The sequence below is a fragment of the Ottowia sp. genome, assembly GCF_047975795.1.
Taxonomy (GTDB): Bacteria; Pseudomonadota; Gammaproteobacteria; order Burkholderiales; family Burkholderiaceae_C; genus Ottowia.
In genome coordinates this window covers 1-13,602 of record NZ_JBKEEE010000098.1, presented here as the reverse complement: position 1 = coordinate 13,602, position 13,602 = coordinate 1, and the positions used below count along the sequence as shown (strand labels likewise).

General features: G+C 61.9%; 11 protein-coding genes. 1 reads left to right on the top strand and 10 read right to left on the bottom strand.

Annotated elements, in window-relative coordinates:
- Positions 1 to 192 precede the first annotated feature (192 nt).
- The 10 genes from ACK5NW_RS14950 to pgaA form a co-directional block, all read right to left on the bottom strand.
- Positions 193 to 1,662 (bottom strand): sodium:solute symporter family protein, encoded by a 1,470-nt coding sequence (locus tag ACK5NW_RS14950; RefSeq protein WP_416929483.1) that lies wholly within the window; start codon positions 1,660 to 1,662, stop codon positions 193 to 195.
- Positions 1,663 to 1,687: 25 nt separating this feature from the next.
- A complete protein-coding gene (ubiB, locus tag ACK5NW_RS14945) occupies positions 1,688 to 3,262 on the bottom strand; it encodes a ubiquinone biosynthesis regulatory protein kinase UbiB (RefSeq protein ID WP_416929481.1) in 1,575 nt (524 codons plus the stop codon).
- 38 nt (positions 3,263 to 3,300) lie between these two features.
- Positions 3,301 to 3,840: an SCP2 sterol-binding domain-containing protein gene (locus ACK5NW_RS14940; protein WP_416929479.1), complete on the bottom strand. Its 540-nt coding sequence runs from the start codon at positions 3,838 to 3,840 to the stop codon at positions 3,301 to 3,303.
- Between the two features lie 135 nt (positions 3,841 to 3,975).
- A complete protein-coding gene (locus ACK5NW_RS14935) occupies positions 3,976 to 4,950 on the bottom strand; it encodes a Tim44 domain-containing protein (protein WP_416929477.1) in 975 nt (324 codons plus the stop codon).
- A gap of 76 nt (positions 4,951 to 5,026) precedes the next feature.
- The gene (ubiE, locus tag ACK5NW_RS14930; protein WP_416929475.1) at positions 5,027 to 5,761 is read right to left on the bottom strand and encodes a bifunctional demethylmenaquinone methyltransferase/2-methoxy-6-polyprenyl-1,4-benzoquinol methylase UbiE; all 735 of its coding nucleotides are present in this window, start codon (positions 5,759 to 5,761) and stop codon (positions 5,027 to 5,029) included.
- Positions 5,762 to 5,854: 93 nt separating this feature from the next.
- The gene (locus ACK5NW_RS14925) at positions 5,855 to 6,274 is read right to left on the bottom strand and encodes a gamma-butyrobetaine hydroxylase-like domain-containing protein (protein WP_416929473.1); all 420 of its coding nucleotides are present in this window, start codon (positions 6,272 to 6,274) and stop codon (positions 5,855 to 5,857) included.
- Positions 6,275 to 6,379: 105 nt separating this feature from the next.
- Complete coding sequence (locus ACK5NW_RS14920) at positions 6,380 to 7,012, bottom strand: hypothetical protein (protein ID WP_416929471.1); 633 nt, start codon at positions 7,010 to 7,012, stop codon at positions 6,380 to 6,382.
- Positions 7,009 to 8,280 (bottom strand): poly-beta-1,6-N-acetyl-D-glucosamine synthase, encoded by a 1,272-nt coding sequence (gene pgaC / locus ACK5NW_RS14915; protein ID WP_416929469.1) that lies wholly within the window; start codon positions 8,278 to 8,280, stop codon positions 7,009 to 7,011. Before pgaC ends, ACK5NW_RS14920 begins: the two co-directional genes overlap by 4 nt.
- A gap of 8 nt (positions 8,281 to 8,288) precedes the next feature.
- Positions 8,289 to 10,403 carry a poly-beta-1,6-N-acetyl-D-glucosamine N-deacetylase PgaB gene (gene pgaB / locus ACK5NW_RS14910; protein WP_416929466.1) on the bottom strand — a complete coding sequence of 705 codons (2,115 nt, stop codon included), beginning with the start codon at positions 10,401 to 10,403 and terminating at the stop codon, positions 8,289 to 8,291.
- Positions 10,400 to 12,841 (bottom strand): poly-beta-1,6 N-acetyl-D-glucosamine export porin PgaA, encoded by a 2,442-nt coding sequence (gene pgaA / locus ACK5NW_RS14905; RefSeq protein ID WP_416929464.1) that lies wholly within the window; start codon positions 12,839 to 12,841, stop codon positions 10,400 to 10,402. The genes pgaB and pgaA overlap by 4 nt, the downstream gene beginning before the upstream one ends.
- A gap of 356 nt (positions 12,842 to 13,197) precedes the next feature.
- On the opposite strand from pgaA, the gene ACK5NW_RS14900 reads away from it, so the two are divergent.
- A partial coding sequence (locus ACK5NW_RS14900) for a hypothetical protein (RefSeq protein ID WP_416929462.1) occupies positions 13,198 to 13,602 on the top strand: 405 nt, incomplete at its 3' end.

Here is a 13,602-nt window from a genome sequence, read left to right as displayed (position 1 = left end):
TCGGGCGGTCTGCTGCGTTGCAAATCCTCGCGATACCGCCAGGTATCGCTGCGGTTTGCGCCTTGCAGCCCATCCCGATCCGCATCCCACACCCCTCACGCTCAGACTTTGAACACGCTCTAAGTCCCAAACTGTAAATTCCAGACCATAAACCCCAGACGAATTTGCCCAGGCCGGTTGCAGGGTGTGGCTTCAAGGCTGCTCGGCCTTGGGCGGTAAATGGTGCGTGTGCGAATGGTGATTGGGCAGCCACTGCGGCAGCAGCGAACCAGCTGCCATGCCTACAAACGCCATGCCCAGTCCGGCCAGTTGGCTTGGAAACACTTCGCCCCAGGTGCTGATCTGTTCATGGAACAGCAGCCAGGTCACCACCCCCAGAAAAATCGACAACACAGCGCCCTGTGTGGTGGCTTTGGACCAGTACAGCCCCATCACCAGCGGGGTGAAGGCCCCCACCAGGGTGACCTGGTAAGCGCCAGAGACCAGCTCGTAAATCGACGTGCCTTTCATGTAAACGGCATACAGCAGTACGCTGATGGCAAACACGAAGATGGTGACCCGCATGGCGACCAGCAATTGCCGGTCGGACATGGCTGGGTAGAGGTTTTTCAAAATGTTTTCAACAAAGCTGGTCGATGGGGCCAGCAAGGTGGCCGAAGACGTGCTTTTGATGGCCGAGAGCAGGGCGCCGAAAAACAGAATCTGCATGACCATGGGCATGTGCCCCATGATGAAAGTGGGCAGCACCTTTTGATAGTCATTGGCGGCCAGTTGCAGGGCGGTGTCGCCCATCACCACCACGGCGGCGGTGACGATGAACATGGGCACAAACGCAAACAGGATGTAGGCGGTACCGCCGATCATGGCCCCGGTTTGCGCGGTGCGTGCGTCTTTGGCCGACATCACGCGCTGAAACACATCTTGCTGCGGAATGCTGCCCAGCATCATGGTGATGCCCGCGGCAATGAAAAACGCGATGTCCTTGAAAGTGGGCGCGGGCCAGAAGTGAAACATGTCTTTGCTGGTGGCAAAAGCCATGACCTGATCGGCCCCACCGGCCAGATCGGCGGCGAACACCGCGATGATGCTCAAGCCAATCACCAGCACGATCATCTGGATGAAATCAGTCCACGCCACGGCCAGAAAGCCGCCCACCACCACGTACACCAGCACCGCCACGATGCCGATCAGCATGCCCAGGGTTTTGGATATTTCGCCGCCCGACAGCACGTTGAACACCAGGCCTAGTGCGGTGATTTGCGCAGCCACCCAGCCCAGATAGCTCAGGATGATGGCGACCGAGCAAAACACCTCCACGCCCTTGCCAAAGCGCTGGCGGTAAAAGTCGCCAATGGTCAGCAGGTTCATGCGGTACAGCCGGGCGGCGAAAAACGCGCCTACCAGAATCAGGCACATGCCCGCGCCAAAGGGGTCTTCGACGATTTCATGCAAACCGCCCTGGACGAAGTTGGCGGGGATGCCCATCACGGTTTCGGCCCCGAACCAGGTGGCGAAGGTGGTGGTGATGATCATCACCAGCGGCAGGTTGCGCCCGGCCAGCGCAAAGTCGGACGTGGTTTTGATGTGCCTGCCCGCCCACACGCCGATCATCAGGGTGCCCAGCAAATAGGCGATCACGAAGATAAAAAGCGTCCAGTTCATGCCCGTATGTATGACCAGAAAAAAGCTAAAAGAAATTAATGCGGAACCAGACGTAGATCTGCATCGCCACCAGGCCTAGCAAAAAGCCTGCGCCTGCATACAGCAAGCTGGTCAGTAGTCGGTTGGTGCGCCGCTGTTCGCGGATGATGTCCAGCAGTTGCTGTTGGACGTGCTGCGTCTGGTTTTGCTGCAAATAATCATGCAGCAGGCGCGGCAGATCGGGCAGCATTTTGGCGTAGTAGGGGGCCTGGTTTTTCAGCTCTTTCCAAAAGCGTTTGGGGCCGACTTGCTCCAGCATCCATTGCTCAAGAAAAGGCTTGGCGGTGGCCCATAAGTCCAGGTCGGGATCAAGCTGGCGGCCCAGTCCTTCGACGTTGAGCAGGGTTTTTTGCAGCAGCACCAGTTGCGGCTGAATTTCGACCTGAAAGCGGCGCGAGGTCTGAAACAGCCGCATCAGCACCATGCCGAGCGATATTTGCGACAAGGGGCGGTCAAAGTACGGCTCGCACACGCTGCGGATGGCCGCTTCCAGCTCGTCCACGCGGGTGTGGGCGGGCACCCAGCCGCTTTCGACGTGCAATTCGGCCACGCGTTTGTAGTCGCGGCGGAAAAAGGCGGTGAAGTTTTGCGCCAGGTATTCCTTGTCGATCTGGGTGAGCGTGCCGACGATGCCGAAGTCGAGCGACACGTAGCGGCCAAAGGTGTCCGGCTCCACACTGACCATGATGTTGCCGGGGTGCATGTCGGCATGAAAAAAACCGTCACGAAACACCTGGGTGAAAAAGATGGTGACGCCATCGCGCGCCAGTTGCTTCAAATCGATCCCGGCTTCGCGCAGGCGAGTCACCTGGCCGATGGGGATGCCCTTCATGCGCTCCATCACCAGCACGTCGGGGCGAATCCAGTCCCAGAACATCTCCGGGATCATCACCAAATCCAGTCCGGTCATGTTGCGCCGCAACTGGGCGGCGCTGGCGGCTTCGCGCACCAGATCCAGCTCGTCGTGCAGGTATTTGTCGAACTCGGCCACCACTTGCCGGGGCTTGAGCCGTTTGCCGTCGGCCGACAGACGCTCTACCCAGCCAGCCACCATGTGAATCAACTCCAAGTCCTGGTTAATCACCTTGAGCATGCCAGGGCGCAGCACCTTGACGGCCACCTCGCGTTCATGGCCCGCTTCGTCCTTCAATGTGGCAAAGTGCACCTGGGCGATGGAGGCGCTGGCGACGGGTTCACGGTCAAAGCTGATGAACAGCTCGCCCACCGGCTTGCGAAAGGCTTTTTCTATGATGTTGACCGCTACATCGGCAGCAAACGGCGGCACCCGGTCTTGCAGCTTGGCCAGCTCGTCGGCCACGTCGGGCGGCAGCAAATCGCGCCGGGTAGACAGCACTTGCCCAAATTTGACAAATATAGGCCCGAGGCGTTGCAGTGCCTCGCGCAGGCGCTGGCCGCGTGGCGCAGACAAATCGCGTCCCACGGAGGCGATGCGTGCCAGCCAGAGCAGCTTGCGCTCCTGGATGCCGGTGAGCACCAGCTCATCCAGGCCATAGCGCATGGCCACCCACCAGATATAGATGGCGCGCAGAAAACGTCTCATGAAAAGCGTCTCATCGAAAGCGGCTCACGAAAAACGTCTCAGCGCTGGGCCTGGTCCTGGCGGAGAAACTGGGCCACAAAGCCGCGTAAACCCTGGGCAGCGCGTTGCAGCGTTTGCGCCAAGGCGTGCGCGGGGGCATCACCGATCAGGCGCGCCAAATCTTCTTCGGCATCCCAGCGCACGTGATCGACCAGCCAGTTGATGTCGGCGGCCAGTTGCACATCGCCTTCGATGCGCACCTCGGGCTTGTCGCCCAGCATGGCTTGACGGGCCAGCCCCAACGGAGAGGCTTCAGCCACGGTGAGCAACAAATCGGGCGTGGCTTGAGGGGCCAGTTCGCACAGCCCGGCGGGGGTGGCGGCCAGTTGCATTTGAAAATCGCGCCATTGCAGGCGCACTACCTGCCCTTTTTGCCGGGCCAGCCGGGCCTGTGCTTCAGGCTCTTGCATCAGGACATGGTTGAGCACCAGCACCAGCCGGTGCTGGGCCTCGTGCACTATCCAGTGGGGGGCCTTGAAGTGGCTGGCCGCTTTGCCCAAGGCGTCAGCCAGCAATGAAAAAGGGGTGGGAGTTGCCATAGCCCCGATTATTGACGATCCCCAAGCATTGACCGCCCCCGTGCGCTGGCGTGCCTTTTCCCGAAGGTGGGGACACCCTCGGCTGGGCAAACCCCGGCCACGGCACCCGCTGGTCAATGCTGCCTGTTGGGTGGTTTACTGCAAAGCCTGGACGCCAGCGACCAGCCAGCCGCCGGGGCCGGTGCGCGGCTTGGTCATGTTCCAGACTTCGCGGAACGGGTTGGGGCCAGCGGAAGCGTCTTCGCGAATCACGCCGCTGAATTCGACGCTGGCCATGTAAACATCGGTCAACTCCTCAATGCCCAACAGCTTGGCGTCCAGCGACAGTACTTCGGTTTTGTTGACGAGGCCCGCTGCCGAGCGTTCGCGCTCAGCCAGTTGGGCCTGTATTTCTTGCAGCATGCCGTCGGTCATCATGGCGCGCAGGGCGGGAATGTCGGCGTGATCCCAGGCGTTTTGCAGCGTGGTGAAGTTGCGCTTGGCCGCTTCGGTGAAGCCGACGATATCAAAATCAGCCGGGATGCCCCAGCCCTGCGCACCCCGCAGGGCCGAGCCAATCATGGAGCTGCCGCCTGGTGTGCGGCCTGGTGCGCTGCTATTGGCGTCAAACGCCATGGCCTGATCTTCCCAGGGGCGCGCCGAGGCGTCGTTGCCGATGTGGCTGGGGTTGTAGGGGCGCGATGCCATGCGGTGGGCCGGGTCTGCGCCCTGGTACGCCAGATGGCCAGGCGACGGTGTGCGTGCGCGGCGCACCATGCCCACCACCGTCATGACCACAACGGCCAGCAAGGCCAGCAACAGAAAGTTGGCAAATGCCGGGCCAAAGCCCAGTGCATTGGCCAGCCAGGCCAGCCCCAGCCCGGCTGCCAGACCGCCCAGCATGGCCCCCCAGGGCTTGCGTGCGGCGGTGGCTGCCGCAGACCCGCCAACGGCAGAGCGGGTGTTGGCGGTGGACTGCCCAGGTGCAGTGGGTGGTGCAGACTCACGCTGCGTGACATTGCTGGACTGGCGCCCCATCGACTTGCCGCCACCCATGCGGCGCGCTTCGACATCGAACGCAAAGGTGCATGCCAGCACCACGGCGCACAGCACGGTGAAAAGTTGCGACATGAAGCTTCGTGAGTGCATGAAAGGGTGTCTCCAGGTTGGTTTCAATATCAAATCAGATCAGATCAAGCGCATCCCATCAATCACATTTGATGCCGACGTGCAGGGCCACCACGCCGCCCGTCATGTTGTGGAAATCGACATGGCCAAAGCCATTGAGCTTCATCAAGGCTTTGAGTTCCTCTTGATTGGGGTGCATGCGAATGGATTCGGCCAGATAGCGGTAACTTTCTGCATCACCGGCCACCAGGCGGCCCAGTTGAGGCAGCACCTTGAATGAATACAGGTCATAGGCTTTGCGCAAGGGCTGCGCTACTTGCGAAAACTCCAGCACCAGCAGCTTGCCCTGGGGCTTGAGCACGCGGGCCATTTCCTTCAGGGCCGCGTCTTTGTGCGTCATGTTGCGCAGGCCAAAGGCAACGCTGACCAGATCGAAATGGGCATCTTTGAAGGGCAGGCGTTCGGCATCGCACACGGTGGTGGCCAGGCTGACTCCAGCATCCAGCAGCCGGTCACGCCCAGTGCACAACATGGCTTCGTTGATGTCGGTATGCACCACTTGCCCGCTGCGGCCTGCTTTGCGCGCAAAAGCCAGGGCTAGATCGCCCGTGCCGCCCGCAATGTCCAGCACGCGCTGGCCTTCCTGCACGTTGGCCACCATGACGGTGTACGCCTTCCAAACCCGGTGCAGGCCGCCCGACATCAGGTCGTTCATCAAATCGTATTTTGGGGCAACGGAGTCAAATACGCCGCGCACGCGGCGCGCCTTGTCTGTTTCGTCGACGTTTTCGAATCCGAAATGGGTAGTGGCCATGGCGCTGTCGATGGGTGTGAACGAGGTGGTTGGATGGTTGCAGAGTGTGCCAAAGCGCATGATGGTGCGCTACGGCGCGCCTGCAACCAGTTGTCAATGGTGTCCGCAACTGCCGCCGCTGCGGATGGGCATGGGGCTGTCACGGTCAACGCCTGCGGCCATCAGGCGCGTGTTGTATTCAGCCCAGAGCGCATCGATTTGCGTGCCCAGAAAATGCAGGTAATCCCAGGAATAAATACCGGAGTCGTGCCCGTCAGAAAAGGTGGGCTGCACCGCATAGTGCCCCACCTGGGCCAGTGCGGTGATGTCTACATCGCGCTTGCCGGTTTGCAGCACCTCTTGCCCTGGCCCGTGGCCCTGGACTTCTGCCGAAGGCGAATACACACGCATCAGCTCGAATGGAATGCGCAGCACGGTGCCGTCGGCGTAGCCGAGTTCAAGCGTTCTGGATTGACTGTGGACGGTCAGCGCCTGCGGCACAGGAGCCGGTGCGGTTGAATTTGATGAAGGCATGGCCAGACCTCGCAAAGAACGTGGATGCACCACCAAACGTGGGGTGCATGCCCGATTGTGCCAAGAGTGTTGTCAGCAAGGCGGTGTGATCGGCTCGGGCGACCTTTATGTTGGGCTGCGTGGCTTGCGTTTGAGGGAGCGCGAATCTGCCACAGCGGATTCAATGTCGGGCGATGTGGGTATCTCAAGGGGTGCCGGGCGCGTCTGCCCTGGGCTGACGGTGTGGGCATCCCGCACACGGCCTTGCGCATCGTGCTCCACGGTCACCAGCGGTAAATCCTGCCAGGCGGACAGGTACCGGGTCGGCAGTTCAGCAAAATCGGCGACTTCGCGCACCGAGGTGGTCTCTGGTGGCCGAAATTTGCGGGGCGGCGCTTTACCGCGAGCCTGAGCGTAAGCGATCACGAGCAACATCACGATAAGCACGATCACGCCATACAGGCCAAGTTCGGACAGTGCTGTGGGGTCTTCGCTGAAGATTTGCAGGTTCTTCCATGCGTAAACCAAGGCTGCGGCCCACGCAGCACACAACAGAACGGGGCGTCCAAACCGAAACCACAAAAAATAGGGCAGGGCGCGCTGTTGCCAGCGGCCTGAGAGTTTTTCCAGTGGGTCGCGCGTGACGTCGATGATAGGCATCCGGTTGCGCTTGGCCTGTAAGCGCTGGCGTTCGCGTTGCAGGCGCGCTTGCCGCTCTGTCTGCAGGCTGGGCCGTTCTTCTTCGTTTGAAGTGTTCATGGCTGCGTCCCTATACCCCGGTCAGGACTGGTCCAGGTGGCGCGCTTGCCTGAGCGCCACAACAATGCCTTGGGCACGGCAATCACGGCGGTGCACATGTTGATGGTCCAAAAGGCGATCGGGTACCACAGCGTCCAGACCAAGTAGCGCATCAGGTCGCGGTCGTAGTAGCGGTCAATCCACATGCCGATGCCGATCTGGATCAGGCAGGTGGCGGCCAGTAGCAGGCCGCGCCAGCCCGGCAGCAAGCTGCTGCGCCATTCGGTGGGCATCTCTATAGGCGCGATCCAGATGATGGCGGCCACCGTCAAGACGAACAACATGACGTAGGACCAGATCACGCTGAGCAGGTATTCGGCATACACCGGCCACATCTTCCAGAGCCTGGTGTTTAACCAGATGCGCCGGTATCGAATGATGGCTTGCACGCCGCCCATGGACCAGCGCAGACGCTGCTTCCAAAGGCCGCGCACGGTCTCGGGCATCAAAATCCACGACAGCGCGGCAGGCTGAAAGCGCACCAGCCAGCCTGCCAGTTGCAAACGCCAGCTGATGTCGATGTCTTCGGTCAAGATGTCGGTAGACCAAAACCCGACGTTCAGCAGTGCGCGGCGGCGGAACATCACCACCACCCCAGACACCGTGAACAAACGGCCCCACAATTGCTGGGTGCGTTTGATCAGGCCAATCGTGGCCGAGAATTCACCCACCTGCATGCGCCCCAGCAACGTGGTGCGGTTGCGGATGCGAGGGTTGCCGGTTACGGCACCTACACGCGGGTTGGCCAGCATGGGCATCAGCAGCCAGGCAATGGCGTCTTCGTCGATCAGCGCGTCGCCGTCAATGCCAAAGATGAATTCACCGCGCGCCAGCAAGGCGGCGGTGTTCAGACCCACGGCTTTGCCCTGGTTGGTGGCGTTGTGGATCACGCGCAACTTGCCAGGGTAAGACTGTGTCAAAGCGTCCAGCACCAGGGCGGTGTCGTCGGTGCTGCCATCGTTGACGGTGATAACTTCAAAGCGTGGATAGCGTGAGCGCATCAGTTGCGCAATCACTTCGCGGATCTGGCCTGATTCGTTGTAGCAAGGCACGATCACGGTCACCATGGGGCGATAGGGCAGCAGCTTCAGCGGATCAGGCGGGTGCGAGCGCCTTCGCTCCAGGCGCAGCACATGCACCACGCCGCCAATCATCCAGACGTAAGCCATCAGCAATGGATAGAAGAACACGAAGTTGACGAGAACCTCGTGCAATCCAAGATGGCTCAACGACCAGGTCACTGGACGGCCTCAGATGCACGGGCAGCAGCCGGAGTGCCTGACTTCGACGAAGTGTTTGGGGTCAGCGCCTGACGCAGGGCATTGGGCAATGTGCGGCGCACAGAAAAGTGGCGGCGCGCCACCGACAGATCAGGCTGGTTGTGGGAGAAATCGTCGGGGTAATAGCCCAGGTGCCGCACCCCCAGCTCACGCAGCAAACGGGCCTGGCGTTGCAGCACGTCGTCTGCGATGGGCTGGCCGGTGCGCCAGTCACGGGCTTGCAACTCGAACACGGTGTGATTGGCGGCACCAGGCTGGCTCAAGGCGGCTTTGGCCAAGCGGCCAAGCCAGGCGTCGGCGTTGCGGGCTTCTTCCATGGCGGGCATGGCCATGATGGCGCTGTAGTCGTAGCGCTGGATGTCGCGCGCAAAGTTTTGCGCAAACCATTCGGTGGCGGCAGGCTCTATGACCGGGCGCGCATAGAAGTTGCGCGCCGTCAGCAAATCGGGTTGCCAGCGGCGCAGAACATCGGCCAGCTCCAGCGTGAAAGCGGTCAGCGCGTCAGACTTGGCCGTGGCCCAGCGGGCGCGCAAGGCGGGGTCGGCGCGGATGGTGTCGATGCTGGCGGGCAAGCCCCATTGGGCGTAGGTTTTCAGTGCCGCAGCGCTGGCGTCTTCGTCATCGCCCAGCATGGCGTCGTCATGGAACAGCACGCCAGCAAATGCCGTGTAGCGTCCCAGATCGTCATAGATGTCACTGATCAACTGTCGTGTGCGCGCATCAAATGGACTCAGCCTGTGGTAGCGCGGTGCGGCATCGGCGGCAGACGTGCCGTGCATTTGAACCGTGACATCTTTCAGCGGGTGCGTGTAGGCCAACCCAAAGGCCATCACCGGCATCCAGGCAAACACCTGCACGCCCGTGCGGGTGCGCAATTGCCAGGCCACACGGTCAAACAAGTCGGCGCGCACGGGCAAATGGCGGTTGGGGAAATACAGCGCCTGCGCCACGCCATCGCCATCGGGGTCGGCAAAGGCTTGCAGGTAAACCGTGCTGGGGCCGATGGCATGGATGCGATCGATCAGGGCCGACAGGTTGCGTTCGATCTGCGCCGGATCGGTGTCGTAGACATAGTCCAGATCGACATGCACGACGCGCCTTGTACCCCTGCTTTTGACTGAGGTATGCGGCGTGCGCAGCAGCCGTTCGTAATCGTTCACGGCCAGTTGGTAAGAGGCATAGCCGCGTGGGATACGGTCCAAGCGTTCTTTGGTATTGGCTGGGCCGTCAACCAGACTGAAGCCGACCGTTAAACCTACCCGTTGTGCGGCGGCTGCGGCGATGTCGTTGTAAGCGCCATACGGCCAGGCAATGGCGCGCACGGGCTGGCCTGTGCGCGCTTCGATGGTGGCTTTGCTTTGCCGCAAGTCGGTTTCGATGCGGGCTGAGTATTCGGCATCGGTTTCGTACTGCGCTGTGGTTTTGTTCCACTGGTGTGTGGTGGCCGCAGGTTGCACCGACCCCAAGGGGTTGCTGGGCACGCCGTGGTGCATGTCGTGCGAGTGGCTGGCCAATTCGATCAGGCCGGACTGGACCATCTCACGCGCCTGCGCCCAGCTGAGGAAGTCAGAGCGCGGCTTCAGACTGTTGCCATAGTCCACATGGCCGTTTGCCCGGACTTCCAGCCAGGAAGTGACGAGGTTCATCACGGCCGGGTAGTTGTAGGCTTTGAGCAGGGGAAAAATTCGTGTGTAAAAACTGACGTAGCCATCGTCAAAGGTCAGCAGCACCGCGCGGGGGGGCAAGGCTTTGCGGCCTTCGCGCGCATCCACCACTTGCTGCAGGCTGATGGGGTGGTAGTCGTTGCGGCGCAGCCAGTCGAACAAACCGGCCAGCACGCTGGCATCGACCGCTGATTCTTCGGGGTCGGTTTCAAAGGAGTTGAGCACACCGTAGCGCACGTCATGAAATGCCAACACCCGAAATGTCGCGCCGTCATCAGGATCAGGCGTTGGCAAAGGTTGCGCATGCACGGGCAGCGTGCAACATGCGGCCAAGCTCAGCAGCAGCGCGGCTATCCAGTGTCGAGAGAAAAACCGCTGTGTGGAGCGTGGCCAGAATGCGTGTGTCATAGCAAAGGAGCCGACAGGCCAAAAAACACGGCGCGCTTGATCTCGCCCACACCGTCATAGGGGCGGCGAATCCAGCTCAGGCCGTAAAAAAGCGAGATGCCACGGCCCAGTTCCCATTCGTGGCTGTAGCGCACTCCGTACAGCGGGTGGGCACCATAGCCTTCTTGCCAGTACGAGCCGCCCCCGGCTTCCAGCACCTGCACCAGGCGACGTTGGTCGAGCTTCCAGCTCAGCCACTGGGCACGTGCCCACAGTTGTTCGCTGTGGTAGGTGCGGGGGCTGAAGTAACTCACGCTCTGCCGCTCGTTGTGTCCGGTTGACAGCTCCGTGGTGGTGGCCAACTGCCACGCAGGGCGGATGAACCAGCGCTCATGCCACACCCCTGTTACATCGTTGCGACGGTTGCCATCAGTAAAGCGGCCGTGGCTCAGGTTCAAATCCAGTCGCCGCGCTTCGTTTGGAATCCAGCTGACGCCCATGTCGGCCGCTGACATGCGCACGCCCTGTACCCGGGCGCGCCAGGGCGTGTCCAGGCTGAAGGTGTCCAAGTGAGCGCGCAGACGCCACGGGTCGCTGATGCGCCATGCAGCGCTGATCTCAAGACCCGAGTGGTGGCGCAGGCTTTCACGGTGAGCCTCGCCTTGCACCCAGTAAGGACCGCGTTCGTACAGCACACCCACGCCGCTGCGGAACATGCTGGGCTTGGTGGCGTCCAGGGTGGCGTGCTGGCGCACGTGACGAGCGAACAGGCGGTAGTTGTCGCCAATGATGGGCGAGTACAGCCGCATTTCCAGCCCGCGCTCGCGGTTGGCCAGGGTGCCGCCGTCTTTGTCGGCACCGCCGCGCACTTCCAGCCGGGCTGCCACGCGCAGGTCGTAGCGTTCGCGCAGACGGCGCACACGGCCATTTTCCGGATACAGCTTTTCCAGGCTTTCGAGCTGCTCACGCGCGGCGGCAAATTCAGCATGGTCCAGCAGCATGTCGGCATAGGCGAGCTGGACGTTGGTGGATTCGGGGTGGTCGGTGCGAATGCGCTCCATCATGACCAGCGCGGCATGGGGACGTTCGCGCAGTTGGCTGGTGCGCGCCTGCCCCAGTTGAAATTCGGAATTCAAGGGGGCGTTGTCGGCCAGTTGGTTGAACTGGCGCTCGCCGGCCGGGTATTGGTCCATGGCCAGATCGATGTTGGCGCGCAGGGTTTGCAAACCCTCAAAGTCTTCGTTCGGCTGACCACGGCGTGCGGCGCGCCGCACATACGGCGGCGTGTCTTCGGCCATGCGGCGCAACAGCGCCTCGGCATCGTCAAACCGGGCGGTGTCGACGTAGGCGTAGACCAGACTGAGCGAGTTGTCGTTCAGCGAATCATCGCCGCTGTTTTTGATGACCTGCTCGTACAGTGGAATGGCCAGGTCCGAGCGTCTGACCCAGGTGTAGGCCCCGGCCGCTGCCGCCAGGCCGTGGTCGGGCAGGGGCGGCAGATCGGCGCGCCAGGCTTCGTAGCGGCGCAGCACTTGGTCGTGGTGGCCGCGGGCGCTCAAGGCCGCCAGGGTGTCGGCGCGCACGTTGGCGATCAGGCTCTGCCATGCGGCTGTGTCGCTGGCGGGTGCCTGGGCCAGTTGCTGCGTCAGTTGCTGCAACATCTGGTCGTCGTTGGCAATCACGCTGTCCAGGGCGGCAAAGCGTTCGATGCCTGCTTCGTTATCGCGCTGTGCGAGTGCGTCGCGGTAGCGGTAAGCCAAGGTGTCGGCCTTCAAACGTGCCAACGCCAGTGCAGACACCTGGGCCGAATCTTTGAGGTGCCAAGCCTGGGCCTGGTTCAGTGCCAGGGTGGCACCGCGCTGTCTGGCCAGCGTGTCAATTTCAAACTGCCGCGCGTAGGCATGGTCAGGCTCCAGCGCGAGCAGTTCGCGATAGCGCAGCAGCGCCAGCAAAGGCTCGCCCTGGGCTTCGGCCAGCGCGCCTTCCAGTTCCAGCACTTCGATGCGGTGCGCGCGGCTGCTGGCGTCGGGGCGCTGGGCCAGTGCGTTCAGTGCGATGCGTGCGGCCTGGGTGTCTACAGCGTCAATCAGCCATTGCGCCTCGCGCATGGCAGGCTCCCAGGCAGCGGGTTGGCGCTGCTTCCAGGTGCGCACCGCAGCGCCTTGCAAGTCGGTGCGGCGGGTGCCGCGGGCGGCGCGGATCAAAGGGGGCAGCGCATAGTCGGGCAGCCCGGCCACGTCGGTCGCTTGTAGGTAAGACAAGGCGCAATCAAAAGCCCCGGTGCGTACGCCGATTTCAATCAAATCGGCATTCAATCGGGGGGCTGGGGTGTGTGCGGGCTGCTGGCCGCGCCATTGCACCAGCATGGCCAGCAAGGATTCAATGGGCAGGCTGCCATCGCGCCAGCGCTGCAATTGCGCGTCGTGCTGGGCGGTACTGTAGGGGGCAAGCGCTGTCAAAGTCGCAGGCAAGGCCGGGCACCCGCTGACGCTTGGCGGTACGGCAGGCGGTGTGCTTTGAGCATGTGCAACCCCCGCAGCCAACCAAAGGCAGGCCATGCACAAGGGTGATCGCACAGGACGGAATCGAACAGATTGCATGCATTTCTTCCCTGAGCGGACTGATTATGGCCTCAGCCTTTGTAAGCCTGTATGCCCGGGGGAGATGCGTGTCTGGTCTTTCGTGGATTAATCGTTAGGTATTCGTTAGGCGGGCGTGAACTGGATCACGAGCCGGTAGCATCAGGCGCACAGGCTGGGCAACCGTTTATGGTGCCAAGCCCGCTACTGGCTGCGCTGGGATAATGCCGCTGCCCATGTCTGATTTGCCTTTGTCTTCGCCTTCAACTGCACGTTCGACCTTGTATCTGGAGTTTCCTGAGCACCTGCCGGTGTCGGCGCGCAAGGACGAGATCATGGCGGCGTTGGCGGCGCACCAGGTGCTCATCGTCTGTGGCGAAACTGGCTCGGGCAAGACCACCCAGCTGCCCAAGATGGCGCTGGCCATGGGTCGCGGCAGGCTGAACGCCCCCGAGGGCCACCGAGGCCGCCTGATCGGCCACACCCAGCCGCGTCGGCTGGCCGCCACCAGCGTGGCCAAGCGCATTGCCGAGGAGCTGAAAACGCCGCTGGGCGAGGTGGTGGGCTACAAGGTGCGCTTCAATGACCGGCTGTCCAAAAACGCCTCCGTCAAGCTCATGACCGACGGCATCCTGCTGGCC

Coding starts and splice junctions, on each gene's coding strand:
- ubiB (WP_416929481.1), bottom strand. CDS start 3,262: ATGAGACGTTTTCTGCGCGCCATCTATATCTGGTGGGTGGCCATGCGC.
- ACK5NW_RS14925 (WP_416929473.1), bottom strand. CDS start 6,274: ATGCCTTCATCAAATTCAACCGCACCGGCTCCTGTGCCGCAGGCGCTG.
- pgaB (WP_416929466.1), bottom strand. CDS start 10,403: ATGACACACGCATTCTGGCCACGCTCCACACAGCGGTTTTTCTCTCGA.
- ACK5NW_RS14950 (WP_416929483.1), bottom strand. CDS start 1,662: ATGAACTGGACGCTTTTTATCTTCGTGATCGCCTATTTGCTGGGCACC.
- ubiE (WP_416929475.1), bottom strand. CDS start 5,761: ATGGCCACTACCCATTTCGGATTCGAAAACGTCGACGAAACAGACAAG.
- ACK5NW_RS14920 (WP_416929471.1), bottom strand. CDS start 7,012: ATGAACACTTCAAACGAAGAAGAACGGCCCAGCCTGCAGACAGAGCGG.
- ACK5NW_RS14935 (WP_416929477.1), bottom strand. CDS start 4,950: ATGTCGCAACTTTTCACCGTGCTGTGCGCCGTGGTGCTGGCATGCACC.
- ACK5NW_RS14940 (WP_416929479.1), bottom strand. CDS start 3,840: ATGGCAACTCCCACCCCTTTTTCATTGCTGGCTGACGCCTTGGGCAAA.